Below are 11900 nucleotides of genomic sequence, written 5' to 3' on the forward strand. Positions count from 1 at the left end.
AATGCCCAGCACGTTTCGCAACCACCCTGTTTAAAATCAATAAGATAAAAAGTTGGCACGCCATTTGTATTAGCTAAGCCACAGGTGAATGCCTGAAACCAGAACTATGAGGATTGAAATTATGGGTATTTTTTCTCGTTTTGCCGACATCGTGAACGCCAACATCAACTCCCTGCTGGAGAAAGCGGAGGACCCGCAAAAGCTGGTGCGTCTGATGATCCAGGAGATGGAAGACACGCTGGTTGAGGTGCGTTCGACATCGGCCCGCGCGCTGGCGGAAAAGAAACAGCTGTCCCGTCGTATTGAGCAGGCGGTCGCCCAGCAGGCGGAATGGCAGGAAAAAGCCGAGCTGGCCCTGCGCAAAGAGAAAGAAGATCTGGCCCGGGCGGCGCTGATCGAAAAGCAGAAGCTGACCGACCTTATCGCTCAGCTGGATCATGAAGTGCAGCTGGTCGATGAAACGCTGGCGCGCATGAAGAAAGAGATTGGCGAGCTGGAGAACAAACTCAGCGAAACCCGCGCCCGTCAGCAGGCGCTGGCGCTGCGCCATCAGGCGGCGAGTTCGTCCCGCGATGTGCGTCGCCAGCTGGACAGCGGTAAACTGGATGAGGCGATGGCGCGCTTTGAATCCTTTGAGCGTCGCATCGATCAGATGGAAGCGGAAGCGGAGAGCCACCGCTTTGGCAAGCAGCAGACGCTGGATCAGCAGTTTGCCGAACTGAAAGCGGACGATGAAATCAGCGAGCAGCTGGCGGCGTTGAAAGCCAAAATGAATCAGTCCAACCAGTAAGTATGATTGCGCGGCGCGGCGTTGCGCCGCGGGTCACCCCCTGTAAGGAGTACACATGAGCATGCTTTTTCTCGCCATTCCGCTGACGCTGTTTGTGCTGTTTGTTCTGCCGGTCTGGCTGTGGCTGCACTACAACAATCGCGGCGCCAACGGCAGTCTGACGCAAAATGAGCAGCAACGGCTGCTGCAGTTGACCGATGACGCGAAGCGGATGCGCGAACGCATTCAGGCGCTGGAAGCGATCCTGGACGCCGAACATCCGAACTGGAGGGACAAATAATGGCCGGGCTGGATCTGAATAAAAAACTGTGGCGTATCCCGCAGCGCGGGATGGTAAAGGGCGTCTGCGCGGGCATTGCTCAGCATCTTGATGTCCCGGTGAAGCTGGTGCGCCTGATTACCGTGCTGGCGATGATTTTCGGCCTCTTTTTCTTTGTCCTGGTGGCCTACATCATTTTGACTTTTGCTCTGGATCCGATACCGGACAGCGAGCTGTACGGTCATAAAGCGCCGAGCAATGGCGATCTGCTGGCCGCCGTGGATGCCGAACTGGCCTCCGGTGAACAGCGTCTGCGTGAAATGGAGCGGTATGTGACCTCCGACACCTTTACGCTGCGCAGCCGCTTTCGCCAGCTGTAAACCCTGTTTTTAACGAATGAGGCAACGCATGAATAGCAAATGGCAACGCGCCGGGCAGCAGGTGAAGCCCGGTCTGAAAATCGTCGGTAAGCTGGCGCTGCTGACCGCGCTGCGTTATGGCCCGGCGGGCGTTGCCGGCTGGGCGGTTAAATCGGTCGCGCGTCGGCCGCTGAAAATGCTGCTGGCGGTGGCGCTGGAGCCGCTGCTCAGCCGGCTGGCCAACCGCGTCACGCGCGGGATGAAATAATGCCGCCGTGGGGAAGGCGCAAAAGGATTAACGTTGTCCTGCTTATCCCCGGCAGATCGCTTATGATGACGAGACATACCTTCAGGGCATAACGGACTGGCGATGAAGCGACTGAAAACTGAATTGAATGCGCTGGTCAACCGCGGGGTTGACCGGCATTTACGTCTGGCGGTGACCGGCCTGAGCCGGAGCGGTAAAACGGCGTTTATCACCGCGCTGGTCAACCAGCTGTTGAATATCCACACGGGGGCCCGCCTGCCGCTGCTGAGCGCCGCACGCGAAGAGCGGCTGCTCGGCGTCAAGCGCGTGCCGCAGCGGGACTTTGGCATTCCCCGATTCACCTACGACGAAGGGCTGGCCCAGCTGTACGGCCAGCCCCCCATGTGGCCAACCCCGACGCGCGGGGTGAGCGAGATCCGTCTCGCGCTGCGCTACCGTTCGAATGACTCCCTGCTGCGCCATTTTAAAGATACCTCCACGCTGTATCTGGAGATCGTCGACTATCCGGGGGAGTGGCTGCTCGACCTGCCGATGCTGGCGCAGGATTATCTGAGCTGGTCGCGACAGATGACCGGGCTCCTGCAGGGACAGCGTGCGGAGTGGTCGGCCCGCTGGCGGCAGCTGTGCGCCGGGCTGGATCCGCTAGCCCCTGCCGACGAGGCTCGGCTGGCGGATATCGCTGCCGCCTGGACGGACTATCTCCACGCCTGTAAGCGCGAAGGGCTGCACTTTATCCAACCCGGGCGCTTTGTCCTGCCCGGAGAAATGGCGGGCGCGCCGGCGCTGCAGTTTTTCCCGTGGCCCGACGTCGACGCCGTCGGCGAAGCCAAGCTGGCGCAGGCCGATAAAAACAGCAACGCCGGCATGCTGCGCGAACGCTACAAATACTATTGCGAAAGGGTGGTGAAGGGGTTCTACAAAGAGCACTTCCTGCGCTTCGACCGGCAGATTGTGCTGGTGGACTGTCTGCAGCCGCTCAACAGCGGGCCGCAGGCGTTTAACGATATGCGTCTGGCATTGACCCAGCTGATGCAAAGTTTCCATTACGGGCAGCGCACCTTGTTCCGCCGGTTGTTCTCGCCCGTCATCGACAAGCTGCTGTTTGCCGCCACCAAAGCCGATCACGTCACGATCGATCAGCACAGCAATATGGTGTCGCTCCTGCAGCAACTGATTCAGGACGCGTGGCAGAACGCCGCCTTTGAAGGGATCAGTATGGATTGCCTGGGGCTGGCGTCTATTCAGGCGACCCAGAGCGGGCTGATTGAGGTGAACGGCGAGAAAATTCCCGCCCTGCGCGGCAATCGCCTGAGCGACGGCCAGCCGTTGACCATCTATCCCGGTGAGGTGCCGGCGCGCCTGCCGGGCCAGGCCTTCTGGCAGCAGCAGGGATTTCAGTTTGAAAACTTTCGTCCGCAGGTCATGGATGTCGATCGGCCTTTGCCGCACATTCGTCTCGACGCGGCGCTGGAATTTTTGATTGGAGATAAACTGCGATGAGCGAACCGTTAAAACCGCGGATTGATTTTGATGGGCCGCTGCAAGCGGAGAAAATTCCGCCGCTGAAAGGCGCTCGCGCCTTCGACACCCTGGAGGCGGACAACTTCGCGCCAGCGCGGCTGGTGACCGGCGAAGAGGAAGAGGGGGCGGCGGAAGCGGTGGTGGAGTCGGTCCTGCGACCCAAACGCAGCCTGTGGCGGCGGATGGTCAGCGCCGGACTGGCGATCTTCGGCGTCAGCGTCGTGGCGCAAGGCGTGCAATGGACGGCTAACGCCTGGCAGACCCAGGACTGGATTGCGCTGGGCGGCTGCGTCGCCGGGGCGCTGATCGTCGGAGCCGGCGTCGGATCTGTAGCCACCGAGTGGCGCCGTCTGTGGCGACTGCGCCAGCGCGCCCACGAACGCGATGAAGCGCGCGATATGCTGCACAGTCACGCGGTCGGTAAAGCGAAAGCGTTTTGTGAGAAGCTGGCGCAGCAGGCCGGGCTGGATCAGTCGCATCCGGCGCTGCAGCGCTGGTATGCCGCGATCCACGAAACGCAAAGCGATCGCGAAGTGGTGAGCCTTTATGCGCAGCTGGTGCAGCCGGTGCTCGATGCCCAGGCGCGGCGGGAAATCAGCCGTTCGGCGGCGGAGTCGACGCTGATGATTGCCGTCAGCCCGCTGGCGCTGGTGGATATGGCGTTTATCGCCTGGCGGAACCTGCGGCTGATCAACCGAATTGCCACGTTGTACGGCATTGAGCTCGGGTTTTACAGCCGTCTGCGACTGTTTCGCCTGGTGTTGCTCAATATCGCTTTCGCTGGCGCCAGCGAACTGGTGCGCGAGGTGGGCATGGACTGGATGTCGCAGGATCTGGCGGCCCGGCTGTCGGCGCGCGCCGCGCAGGGCATTGGCGCCGGCCTGCTGACCGCCCGTCTCGGGATCAAGGCGATGGAGCTGTGCCGCCCGCTGCCGTGGATCGCCGATGATAAACCGCGACTCGGCGATTTTCGTCGCGAGCTGATTGGGCAGTTGAAAGAGACCCTGCAGAAAAGCAAAACCCACCCGGAGAAGTAACCTCCGCTCAGAGACATCGCCGGGCGGCGGCTTCGCCTTGCCCGGCCTTCGACGTCAAGCTCTGGCACGTGCACCCTGGCAATATTCGATTAGGCGCATTCCGCCGCCAGCCACTCGCTGAAGGCGCGAAAGCGCGGGCGGGAACGGTTCTCCTGCGGACAAATCAGGTCATAGCCAAAGGGCGAGGGCGCTTCATTTTCAGACAAGGCCACCAGCCTGCCGGCGTCGAGCAGCGGCTGGATCAGCGTTTTACGCCCCATCACCACGCCGAGTCCATTGAGCGCCATCTCGATGGCCAGCGAGTGGTTATTCACCGCGTAATACCGGCCTTCAAAAGGTAACGCCTGTCCGCTGTGCTGGCACCACAGGCGCCATTCCGCAAATTGATCCTGTACGTCGGTGGATTCGCACGCATGGATCCAGACGAGCGCCGCCGGGTCGCCGCCGCTTAGCGGACGATACTGCTGGCGATAACGCGGGGAGCAGACCGGGAGCAAACTTTCCGCCATCAGCCGCTGTTGATAAAGATCGGGGTAGCGCGTGGCGCCGTAGTAAATTGCCAGATCCACCCGCTCCTCGTTAAAATCCATCACCCCGGCGCGCACGCGAAACTGCAGATTCAGTCCCGGCCATTGCGCCTGAAAGCGCGGCAGACGCGGCATCAGCCACAGATGGGCCAGCGTCGGCGCAATACCAATATGCAGCGTGCCGCGCAGATCCTGATCGCGAATATCCTCAATTTCATCGTTAATCGCCCGCAGCGAATGGCTTAACGTCGCCAGCAGCCGCTTACCTTCCTCTGTCAGCGCCAGTTTACGCGTCATGCGGATAAACAGGCGAAACCCGATGTGCATCTCCAGCCTGCGGATCCGATGGCTGACCGCTCCCTGGGTTAGGTTCATTTCATGCGCGGCAAGGGTAAAGCTCAGGTGGCGGGCGGTCACCTCAAAGGTCTGCAGCAGCGCAAGGATGCTTTGTTGCTCAAGCACAGATTGTCTCCCTTATGCATTAATTGAGTTCATGCATAGGCCGATTTAATTCGTTTGTTAGGCCAGTTTTGCCGGTTTTAAATAGTTATATCGTAACTAAACCGAGGTATACCATGTCAGGACTCAAAATTGTGGTGATTGGCGGTGGCTCCAGCTACACCCCGGAACTGATTGAAGGTTTGCTCAACCGCTATCATGAAATGCCGGTCGCTTCGCTGTGGCTGGTGGACATTGAAGAGGGCAAAGAGAAAGTCGAGATTATCGCCGGACTGGCGCGGCGAATGATCGCCAAAGCCGGGCTGACTATTGAAGTGGTGGCCACCCTTGACCGGGAAAGCGCGCTGCGCGATGCCGATTTCGTCTGCTCGCAGTTTCGCGCCGGCTGCCTTGACGCCCGGATCAGCGATGAACGTATCTCCCTCAGGTATGGCTTGATCGGCCAGGAGACCAATGGCCTTGGCGGCTTCGCCAACGCCTGTCGCACCATTCCCATCGCCCTGGAGATCGCTGCCGATATGGAGCGACTGTGTCCCGACGCCTGGCTGCTGAACTTTACCAACCCGTCGGGGATGGTGACCGAAGCGATCCTGCGCCACAGCCGCATCAAAGCCGTCGGCCTGTGTAACGTGCCGGTGATTATGCAAAAAGGGATAACCACTCTGCTGCAATGCGCTGACGAAAAAGAGGTGGTGATGCAGGTCGCCGGCCTGAACCACTTTATCTTCGTGCGCCAGATCCTGCACAAAGGTAAAGAATGGCTGCCGGAGGTGATAGCCGAGATCAACGCCGGTCGGGATCCGCTGGTGCCGCGCAACATTCCGCCGTTCCGTTGGCCGTCGCATCTGCTGCAGGGCTTAGGCATGATCCCCTGCGCCTATCTGCGTTATTACTACATGAAAGACGATCTGCTGCGCCAGGAGCTGGCGGAGGCGGGCGGCGAAGGAACCCGCGGGGAAGTGGTTAAGCAGCTGGAAAAAATCTTGTTTGACCAGTACCGCGACCCGCACCTGGCAGTCAAACCGAAGGCGCTGGAAAGGCGCGGCGGCCAGTACTATTCCGAGGCGGCCTGCGAGCTGATGAATGCCATCTACAACGACAAGCGGATTATCATGCACGTCAACACGCGTAATAACGGCGCCATCAATGGCCTGCCGGATGACTGCGCGGTAGAGGTCAGCTCGCTGATTACCGCTTCTGGTCCGCTACCTCTCAATGTGGCGCCGTTCCCGGAAGATACCCTGCGTTTGCTGCAGCTGATGAAATCATTTGAACGGCTGACTATCGAGGCCGCGCTCACCGGCAACCGCCACACCGCATGGCGTGCTCTGATGCTGAATCCGCTGATCGTCAGCGGCGAGAAGCTCGAACTGGCGTTGGATGAGGTGATCGCTGAGAACTGTCAGTGGCTGCCTGCTTTCCACGCCTGACCCAAGACTCACCGGCCGCCTGGCCGGTGATTTAACCACTGACCGTCTGACTTTACGCCACAGCGCCCATTTTTCCGCCACACTGTCAATAATTGTTGACAGTTAGCTTCCCGAAAACCCATTCCTGGCCTATTATTCTCCCGTCATTGGCACTTTTAGGGTGAACACTCCCATGCGTCTTGAAGTCTTTTGTGAAGACCGTCTCGGTCTGACTCGTGAATTGCTCGATTTGCTGGTGCTGCGTGGTATTGACCTGCGCGGTATCGATATTGACCCTATTGGCCGAATTTACCTCAATTTCGCCGAACTGGAATTCGCCACGTTCAGCAGCCTGATGGCTGAGATCCGCCGTATCGCCGGCGTGACGGACGTGCGCACCGTGCCCTGGATGCCGTCTGAACGTGAACACCTGGCGCTCAGCGCGCTGCTGGTAGCGATGCCGGAGCCGGTGCTGTCGCTGGATACCAAAGGTCGGGTGGAACTGGCGAACCCCGCCAGCTGCCTGCTGTTTGGCCAAAGCCAGGCGAAGCTGCGTAACCACCCGGTGGCCCAGCTGATCGCCGATTTTAACGTTCAGCGCTGGCTGGAGAGCAGCCCGCAGGAGACGCATGCGGAGCATGTGGTGGTGAATGGGCAGAACTACCTGCTGGAAGTGACTCCGGTCTATCTGGAAGGCGAGCATAACGAGCGAGTGCTGACCGGCGCCGTGGCGATGTTGCGCTCAACCGTGCGCATGGGACGCCAGCTGCAGACCATGACCAGCCAGGATACCAGCGCCTTCAGTCAGATCCTCGCGGTGGGGCCGAAAATGCGCCACGTGGTAGAGCAAGCGCGCAAGCTGGCGATGCTCAGCGCGCCGCTGCTGATTGTCGGCGACACCGGCACCGGTAAAGATCTGCTGGCCCATGCCTGCCATCTGGCCAGTCCGCGGGCGGGCAAACCCTATCTGGCGCTCAACTGTGGCTCCATTCCCGAGGACGCGGTCGAGAGCGAGCTGTTTGGCGACGCGCTGCAGGGCAAGAAGGGCTTCTTCGAGCAGGCCAACGGCGGCTCGGTGCTGCTGGATGAAATTGGCGAGATGTCGCCGCGCATGCAGACCAAGCTGCTGCGCTTTCTCAACGACGGCACCTTCCGCCGCGTTGGCGAGGATCATGAAGTGCACGTCGATGTGCGGGTGATCTGCGCGACGCAGAAAAACCTGATCGAGCTGGTGCAGAAAGGGCTTTTCCGCGAAGATCTCTACTATCGCCTCAACGTCCTGACGCTGTATCTGCCGCCGCTGCGCGATTGCCCGCAGGACATCATGCCGCTGACGGAGCTGTTCGTGGCCCGCTTTGCCGACGAGCAGGGGATCCCGCGGCCGAAGCTCTCTGCCGATCTCAGTACGGTGCTTACCCGCTACAGCTGGCCCGGCAACGTCCGCCAGCTGAAGAATGCCGTCTATCGCGCACTGACCCAGCTGGAAGGATTTGAGCTGCGTCCACAGGACATTCTGCTGCCGGACCATGACGTCGCCTCGCTGCCGGTGGGCGAGGAGGCCATGGAAGGGTCGCTGGACGACATCACCCGCCGCTTTGAGCGCTCGGTGCTGACCCAGCTCTATCGCAGCTACCCCAGCACCCGTAAGCTGGCGAAGCGGCTGGGGGTGTCGCATACCGCCATCGCCAATAAGCTGCGTGAATATGGTCTGAGTCAGAAAAAGGGCGACGAATAATCCCGCCAGGCCGGCGACTCACGTCGCCGGCATCCCGGCCTGCAAAGCGGGCCAAACCTGTATATACTGGTTTTTTAATCCTTTTTCCGGGGTGGTGCATCTTGGCGTCGCGTCGCGCGATCGGGCACTGGCTGATATTGCTGCTGCTCTCTGTTCTCTTTTCCTCGCTGCTGTTACGAATACACCTGCCGGCAGCGCTGCTGCTGGGGCCGCTGATCGCCGGTCTCATTTTGAGCCTGCGCGGGGTGAAGCTGAGCATCCCTCGCCCCTGTTATCTGGCGGCGCAGGCCATTGTCGGCTGCATGATCGCCCGGGCGATTAATCCCTCTGTTTTTGGCGTGCTGTTCAACAACTGGGCGCTGGTGCTGGCGATCCTGTTGACCACCCTGGCGATAAGCGGCCTTACCGGCTGGCTGCTGGTCCGCTACAGCGCGCTGCCGGGCGCCACTGGCGCCTGGGGAAGCTCTCCCGGCGGCGCGTCGGCAATGGTGGTGATGGCCCAGGAGTACGGGGCCGATGTGCGGCTGGTGGCGCTGATGCAGTATCTGCGGGTGCTGTTTGTCGTCGGCGCGGCGGCGCTGGTGGTGCGCTATGCCCTGGGCAATGAAGCACAGGAAATGACTCAGGATATTGTCTGGTTTCCATCGTTGACCCTGAATTTCCCTTTCACGCTGCTGCTGACGGCGGTGGCCTGTTGGCTGGGCATGCGGCTGCGCATCCCCTCCGGGGCCATGCTGCTGCCGATGCTGCTTGGCGCCCTGGCCCAGGGCGGCGGCTGGCTGATGCTGGAGCTGCCGGAGTGGCTGCTGGCGATGGCCTATGCGGTGCTGGGCTGGACGGTGGGGCTCCAGTTTAATAAAGCCATTTTTCTGCTGGCCCTCAAGACGCTGCCGCAGATTATCGCCTCCATCCTCGGACTGATCCTGATGTGCGCCCTGATGGCCCTTGCCCTGACCCACATTCTGCAGATGGACTTTATGACCGCCTATCTGGCCACCAGCCCCGGCGGGCTGGACACGGTGGCGATTATCGCCGCCGGCACCCGGGCGGACATGTCGTTTATTATGGCGCTACAGACGCTGCGGCTGTTTACCATTTTGCTGACCGGCCCGGCGATGGCGCGGGCTATCTCCCGCTATGCGCCGCGGCAATAAAAAGCCCTCGCAGAGCGAGGGCTGGGCAGATCGAATGTCCGCGAGCGCGATGCGCCCGGGCAATCTGTTATCAGGCTTTCAGGGCGGCCAGCGCGGCGTCGTAGTCCGGCTCTTCGGTGATTTCGTTCACCAGCTGGCTGTAGACGACCTGATCGTTTTCATCGATAACGACCACCGCACGGGCAGCCAGGCCAGCCAGCGGACCGGTGGCGATGGCGACGCCGTAGTCAGCGAGGAAGGACGCGCCGCGCAGCGTGGACAGGGTGACCACGTTGCTCAGGCCTTCCGCGCCGCAGAAGCGGGACTGGGCGAACGGCAGGTCAGCGGAAATGCACAGCACTACGGTGTTGTCCAGTTCAGCGGCCAGCTGGTTGAATTTACGCACTGATGCGGCACACACGCCGGTATCAATGCTCGGGAAAATATTCAGTACTTTACGTTTGCCGGCGTACTGGCTCAGCGCGACGTCAGAGAGATCTTTGGCGACCAGCGTAAACGGCTGCGCTTTAGCGCCTGCCTGCGGAATGGTGCCCTGAACAGAAACGGGGTTGCCCTGGAAATGCACGGTTTGTGACATGGTTATCTTCCTGTTTACATATAGTTAACGTCGCGAGTAGTGTATGACATCCGCCAGCTACACGGCAAACCCTATTTAACATTTACCAGAGAGGACAAGGGAATGCGTAACGTGCGAGTGTATGAGGAAGCCTGGCCGCTCCATACCCCTTTTGTGATCGCCCGCGGTAGCCGCAGCGAGGCAAAAGTGGTGGTAGTGGAACTGGAAGAGGACGGCGTGAAAGGGGTAGGCGAATGCACACCCTATCCCCGCTATGGCGAGAGCATCGCCTCGGTCATGGCCCAGGTGATGGCGATCGGCGAGCAACTGGAGGCGGGGCTTACCCGCGAACAGCTGCAGCGGCTGCTGCCGGCAGGCGCCGCCCGCAATGCCATTGACTGCGCGCTATGGGATCTGCAGGCCCGGCGCGAAGGCAAAACCTTGGCCCAGCTGTTGGGCGTGGCGTTGCCTAACCGGGTGATTACCGCCCAGACGGTGGTCATTGGCACGCCGGATCAGATGGCGGCCAGCGCCGCGGCGCTGTGGCAGGCAGGGGCCCAGCTGTTGAAGGTGAAGCTCGACGATCGACTGATCAGTGAGCGGCTAATCGCTATCCGCCAGGCGGCGCCGGAGGCTACGCTGATTGTTGACGCCAATGAGTCCTGGCACAGCGAGGGGCTGGCGGCGCGCTGTCAGCTGCTGGCGGACCTCGGTGTGGCGATGCTTGAGCAGCCGCTCCCCGCCGACGACGACTCGGCGCTGGAAAACTTCGTTCATCCGCTGCCGATTTGCGCCGACGAGAGCTGCCACACCCGGGAGAGCCTGCCGCGGCTGCGCGGGCGCTATGAGATGATCAATATCAAACTGGATAAAACGGGCGGCCTGACCGAAGCGCTGGCTCTGGCCGGGGAGGCGGAACGGCAGGAATTTGAACGGATGCTGGGCTGTATGCTCTGCACCTCGCGCGGGATCGCCGCCGCGCTCCCTCTGGCGCCGCTGGCGCGCTTCGCTGACCTCGACGGCCCGACATGGCTGGCGGTGGACGTTGAGCCGGCGCTGCGGTTCAGCACCGGCGTGCTTCATCTTTAAGCCTGCCAGCGCAGCAGATCGGTCATCGCCGGCAGGTAACGCTCCGTTGCCTCGTCGGCGGAGACCGGCGGGAACTCGGCGGTGATGCAGGGGAGTCCGATATCGGCGCACCAGCTGCCAAAGGAGCCCGGCGTGTCGTAGCCCACGCTGCCCACCAGCGGCAGGGAGAAGGCGTCGGCCAGCCAGCGACCCAGCGGGCTGTGGCCCGGATCTTCGATACAGGCCAGCGGATCGTGAAAGGAGACCACCCACGCCGGATGAATCTGATGGATCAACTGACACAGGGCCTCGGTCTCCCGTTCCGAACCCGGCTGCTCACCGGTCAACAGCACCACGTCGCGCTCCGCCGCCGCGCTATTCCAGCGGTAAACCGTTTCCCCTTGCTTCCAGTTGGCTGCCGGAAAGTTACGGTTGAGGTCAACGCCGCGGGCATTGGCGCGCAGCCCGAGCTGACAGCCGTCAGGATTGACCGTCAGCACCACGTGGTGGCGGCGCAGCTCGGGTTTCAGGGTGCGCAGGGCGCAGGAGAGGGTCACAATCGACGAATTCTCATCACCGTGGGTACCGGCAATAATCAGCCCGCTACGGCTGTCGGCCTGCGGCGCAGGAAACCACAGCAGCGGCGCGCCCAGTTCCGAGCTGCCATACTGCCGGGTTCCCGGCGGAAAGTCGCCGCGCTGCGGGCGAGGACGTGAAATAGACATAGGGCTTCCTGTGTGTCGTTATTATTTAGTGTT

At 61.2% G+C, this 11900-nt stretch carries 13 protein-coding genes; 10 read left to right on the top strand and 3 right to left on the bottom strand.

Annotated features, from left to right (window positions below):
* Positions 1-121 precede the first annotated feature (121 nt).
* From pspA to KHQ23_RS00475, 6 genes are all read left to right on the top strand, one after another.
* Positions 122-790 (top strand): phage shock protein PspA, encoded by a 669-nt coding sequence (gene pspA / locus KHQ23_RS00450; RefSeq protein WP_002901908.1) that lies wholly within the window; start codon positions 122-124, stop codon positions 788-790.
* 55 nt (positions 791-845) lie between these two features.
* Positions 846-1070, top strand: a complete 225-nt coding sequence (gene pspB / locus KHQ23_RS00455; RefSeq protein WP_002901911.1) for an envelope stress response membrane protein PspB — start codon at positions 846-848, stop codon at positions 1068-1070.
* The gene (pspC, locus tag KHQ23_RS00460; RefSeq protein ID WP_002901913.1) at positions 1070-1429 is read left to right on the top strand and encodes an envelope stress response membrane protein PspC; all 360 of its coding nucleotides are present in this window, start codon (positions 1070-1072) and stop codon (positions 1427-1429) included. Before pspB ends, pspC begins: the two co-directional genes overlap by 1 nt.
* Positions 1430-1457: 28 nt before the next feature.
* On the top strand, positions 1458-1676 hold the full coding sequence (gene pspD, locus KHQ23_RS00465; RefSeq protein WP_002901915.1) for a phage shock protein PspD: 219 nt from the start codon (positions 1458-1460) through the stop codon (positions 1674-1676).
* Between the two features lie 102 nt (positions 1677-1778).
* Positions 1779-3176 carry a YcjX family protein gene (locus KHQ23_RS00470; protein ID WP_032434386.1) on the top strand — a complete coding sequence of 466 codons (1398 nt, stop codon included), beginning with the start codon at positions 1779-1781 and terminating at the stop codon, positions 3174-3176.
* Positions 3173-4234: a TIGR01620 family protein gene (locus KHQ23_RS00475; protein ID WP_047694637.1), complete on the top strand. Its 1062-nt coding sequence runs from the start codon at positions 3173-3175 to the stop codon at positions 4232-4234. Before KHQ23_RS00470 ends, KHQ23_RS00475 begins: the two co-directional genes overlap by 4 nt.
* Positions 4235-4323: 89 nt before the next feature.
* Here KHQ23_RS00475 and KHQ23_RS00480 read toward each other — a convergent pair whose 3' ends face one another.
* Positions 4324-5193 (bottom strand): LysR substrate-binding domain-containing protein, encoded by an 870-nt coding sequence (locus KHQ23_RS00480; RefSeq protein WP_223175067.1) that lies wholly within the window; start codon positions 5191-5193, stop codon positions 4324-4326.
* Positions 5194-5336: 143 nt separating this feature from the next.
* Here KHQ23_RS00480 and KHQ23_RS00485 point away from each other — a divergent pair, with 143 nt between their 5' ends.
* From KHQ23_RS00485 to KHQ23_RS00495, 3 genes are all read left to right on the top strand, one after another.
* Positions 5337-6650, top strand: a complete 1314-nt coding sequence (locus tag KHQ23_RS00485) for a 6-phospho-beta-glucosidase (protein WP_211776836.1) — start codon at positions 5337-5339, stop codon at positions 6648-6650.
* Positions 6651-6822: 172 nt separating this feature from the next.
* The gene (gene tyrR, locus KHQ23_RS00490) at positions 6823-8364 is read left to right on the top strand and encodes a transcriptional regulator TyrR (protein WP_002901979.1); all 1542 of its coding nucleotides are present in this window, start codon (positions 6823-6825) and stop codon (positions 8362-8364) included.
* A gap of 101 nt (positions 8365-8465) precedes the next feature.
* Positions 8466-9518: an AbrB family transcriptional regulator gene (locus tag KHQ23_RS00495; protein ID WP_004176450.1), complete on the top strand. Its 1053-nt coding sequence runs from the start codon at positions 8466-8468 to the stop codon at positions 9516-9518.
* Positions 9519-9588: 70 nt separating this feature from the next.
* On the opposite strand, the gene tpx is transcribed toward KHQ23_RS00495, so the two are convergent.
* Positions 9589-10095 carry a thiol peroxidase gene (tpx, locus tag KHQ23_RS00500; RefSeq protein ID WP_004152131.1) on the bottom strand — a complete coding sequence of 169 codons (507 nt, stop codon included), beginning with the start codon at positions 10093-10095 and terminating at the stop codon, positions 9589-9591.
* A gap of 102 nt (positions 10096-10197) precedes the next feature.
* Between tpx and ycjG the strand changes: the two genes are divergently transcribed.
* Positions 10198-11163 (top strand): L-Ala-D/L-Glu epimerase, encoded by a 966-nt coding sequence (ycjG, locus tag KHQ23_RS00505; RefSeq protein WP_004892699.1) that lies wholly within the window; start codon positions 10198-10200, stop codon positions 11161-11163.
* Here ycjG and mpaA read toward each other — a convergent pair.
* Positions 11160-11867 (bottom strand): murein tripeptide amidase MpaA, encoded by a 708-nt coding sequence (mpaA, locus tag KHQ23_RS00510; protein WP_004152134.1) that lies wholly within the window; start codon positions 11865-11867, stop codon positions 11160-11162. The genes ycjG and mpaA overlap by 4 nt on opposite strands.
* Positions 11868-11900: the final 33 nt, after the last annotated feature.

Source organism: Klebsiella sp. 64 (assembly GCF_018223915.1).
Taxonomy (GTDB): Bacteria; Pseudomonadota; Gammaproteobacteria; order Enterobacterales; family Enterobacteriaceae; genus Klebsiella; species Klebsiella pneumoniae.

Excerpts from the sequence above, each read along its gene's own strand:
- pspA (WP_002901908.1), top strand. The coding sequence starts at position 122 with ATGGGTATTTTTTCTCGTTTTGCCGACATCGTGAACGCCAACATCAAC.
- pspB (WP_002901911.1), top strand. The coding sequence starts at position 846 with ATGAGCATGCTTTTTCTCGCCATTCCGCTGACGCTGTTTGTGCTGTTT.
- pspC (WP_002901913.1), top strand. The coding sequence starts at position 1,070 with ATGGCCGGGCTGGATCTGAATAAAAAACTGTGGCGTATCCCGCAGCGC.
- pspD (WP_002901915.1), top strand. The coding sequence starts at position 1,458 with ATGAATAGCAAATGGCAACGCGCCGGGCAGCAGGTGAAGCCCGGTCTG.
- KHQ23_RS00470 (WP_032434386.1), top strand. The coding sequence starts at position 1,779 with ATGAAGCGACTGAAAACTGAATTGAATGCGCTGGTCAACCGCGGGGTT.
- KHQ23_RS00475 (WP_047694637.1), top strand. The coding sequence starts at position 3,173 with ATGAGCGAACCGTTAAAACCGCGGATTGATTTTGATGGGCCGCTGCAA.
- KHQ23_RS00485 (WP_211776836.1), top strand. The coding sequence starts at position 5,337 with ATGTCAGGACTCAAAATTGTGGTGATTGGCGGTGGCTCCAGCTACACC.
- tyrR (WP_002901979.1), top strand. The coding sequence starts at position 6,823 with ATGCGTCTTGAAGTCTTTTGTGAAGACCGTCTCGGTCTGACTCGTGAA.
- tpx (WP_004152131.1), bottom strand. The coding sequence starts at position 10,095 with ATGTCACAAACCGTGCATTTCCAGGGCAACCCCGTTTCTGTTCAGGGC.
- ycjG (WP_004892699.1), top strand. The coding sequence starts at position 10,198 with ATGCGTAACGTGCGAGTGTATGAGGAAGCCTGGCCGCTCCATACCCCT.
- mpaA (WP_004152134.1), bottom strand. The coding sequence starts at position 11,867 with ATGTCTATTTCACGTCCTCGCCCGCAGCGCGGCGACTTTCCGCCGGGA.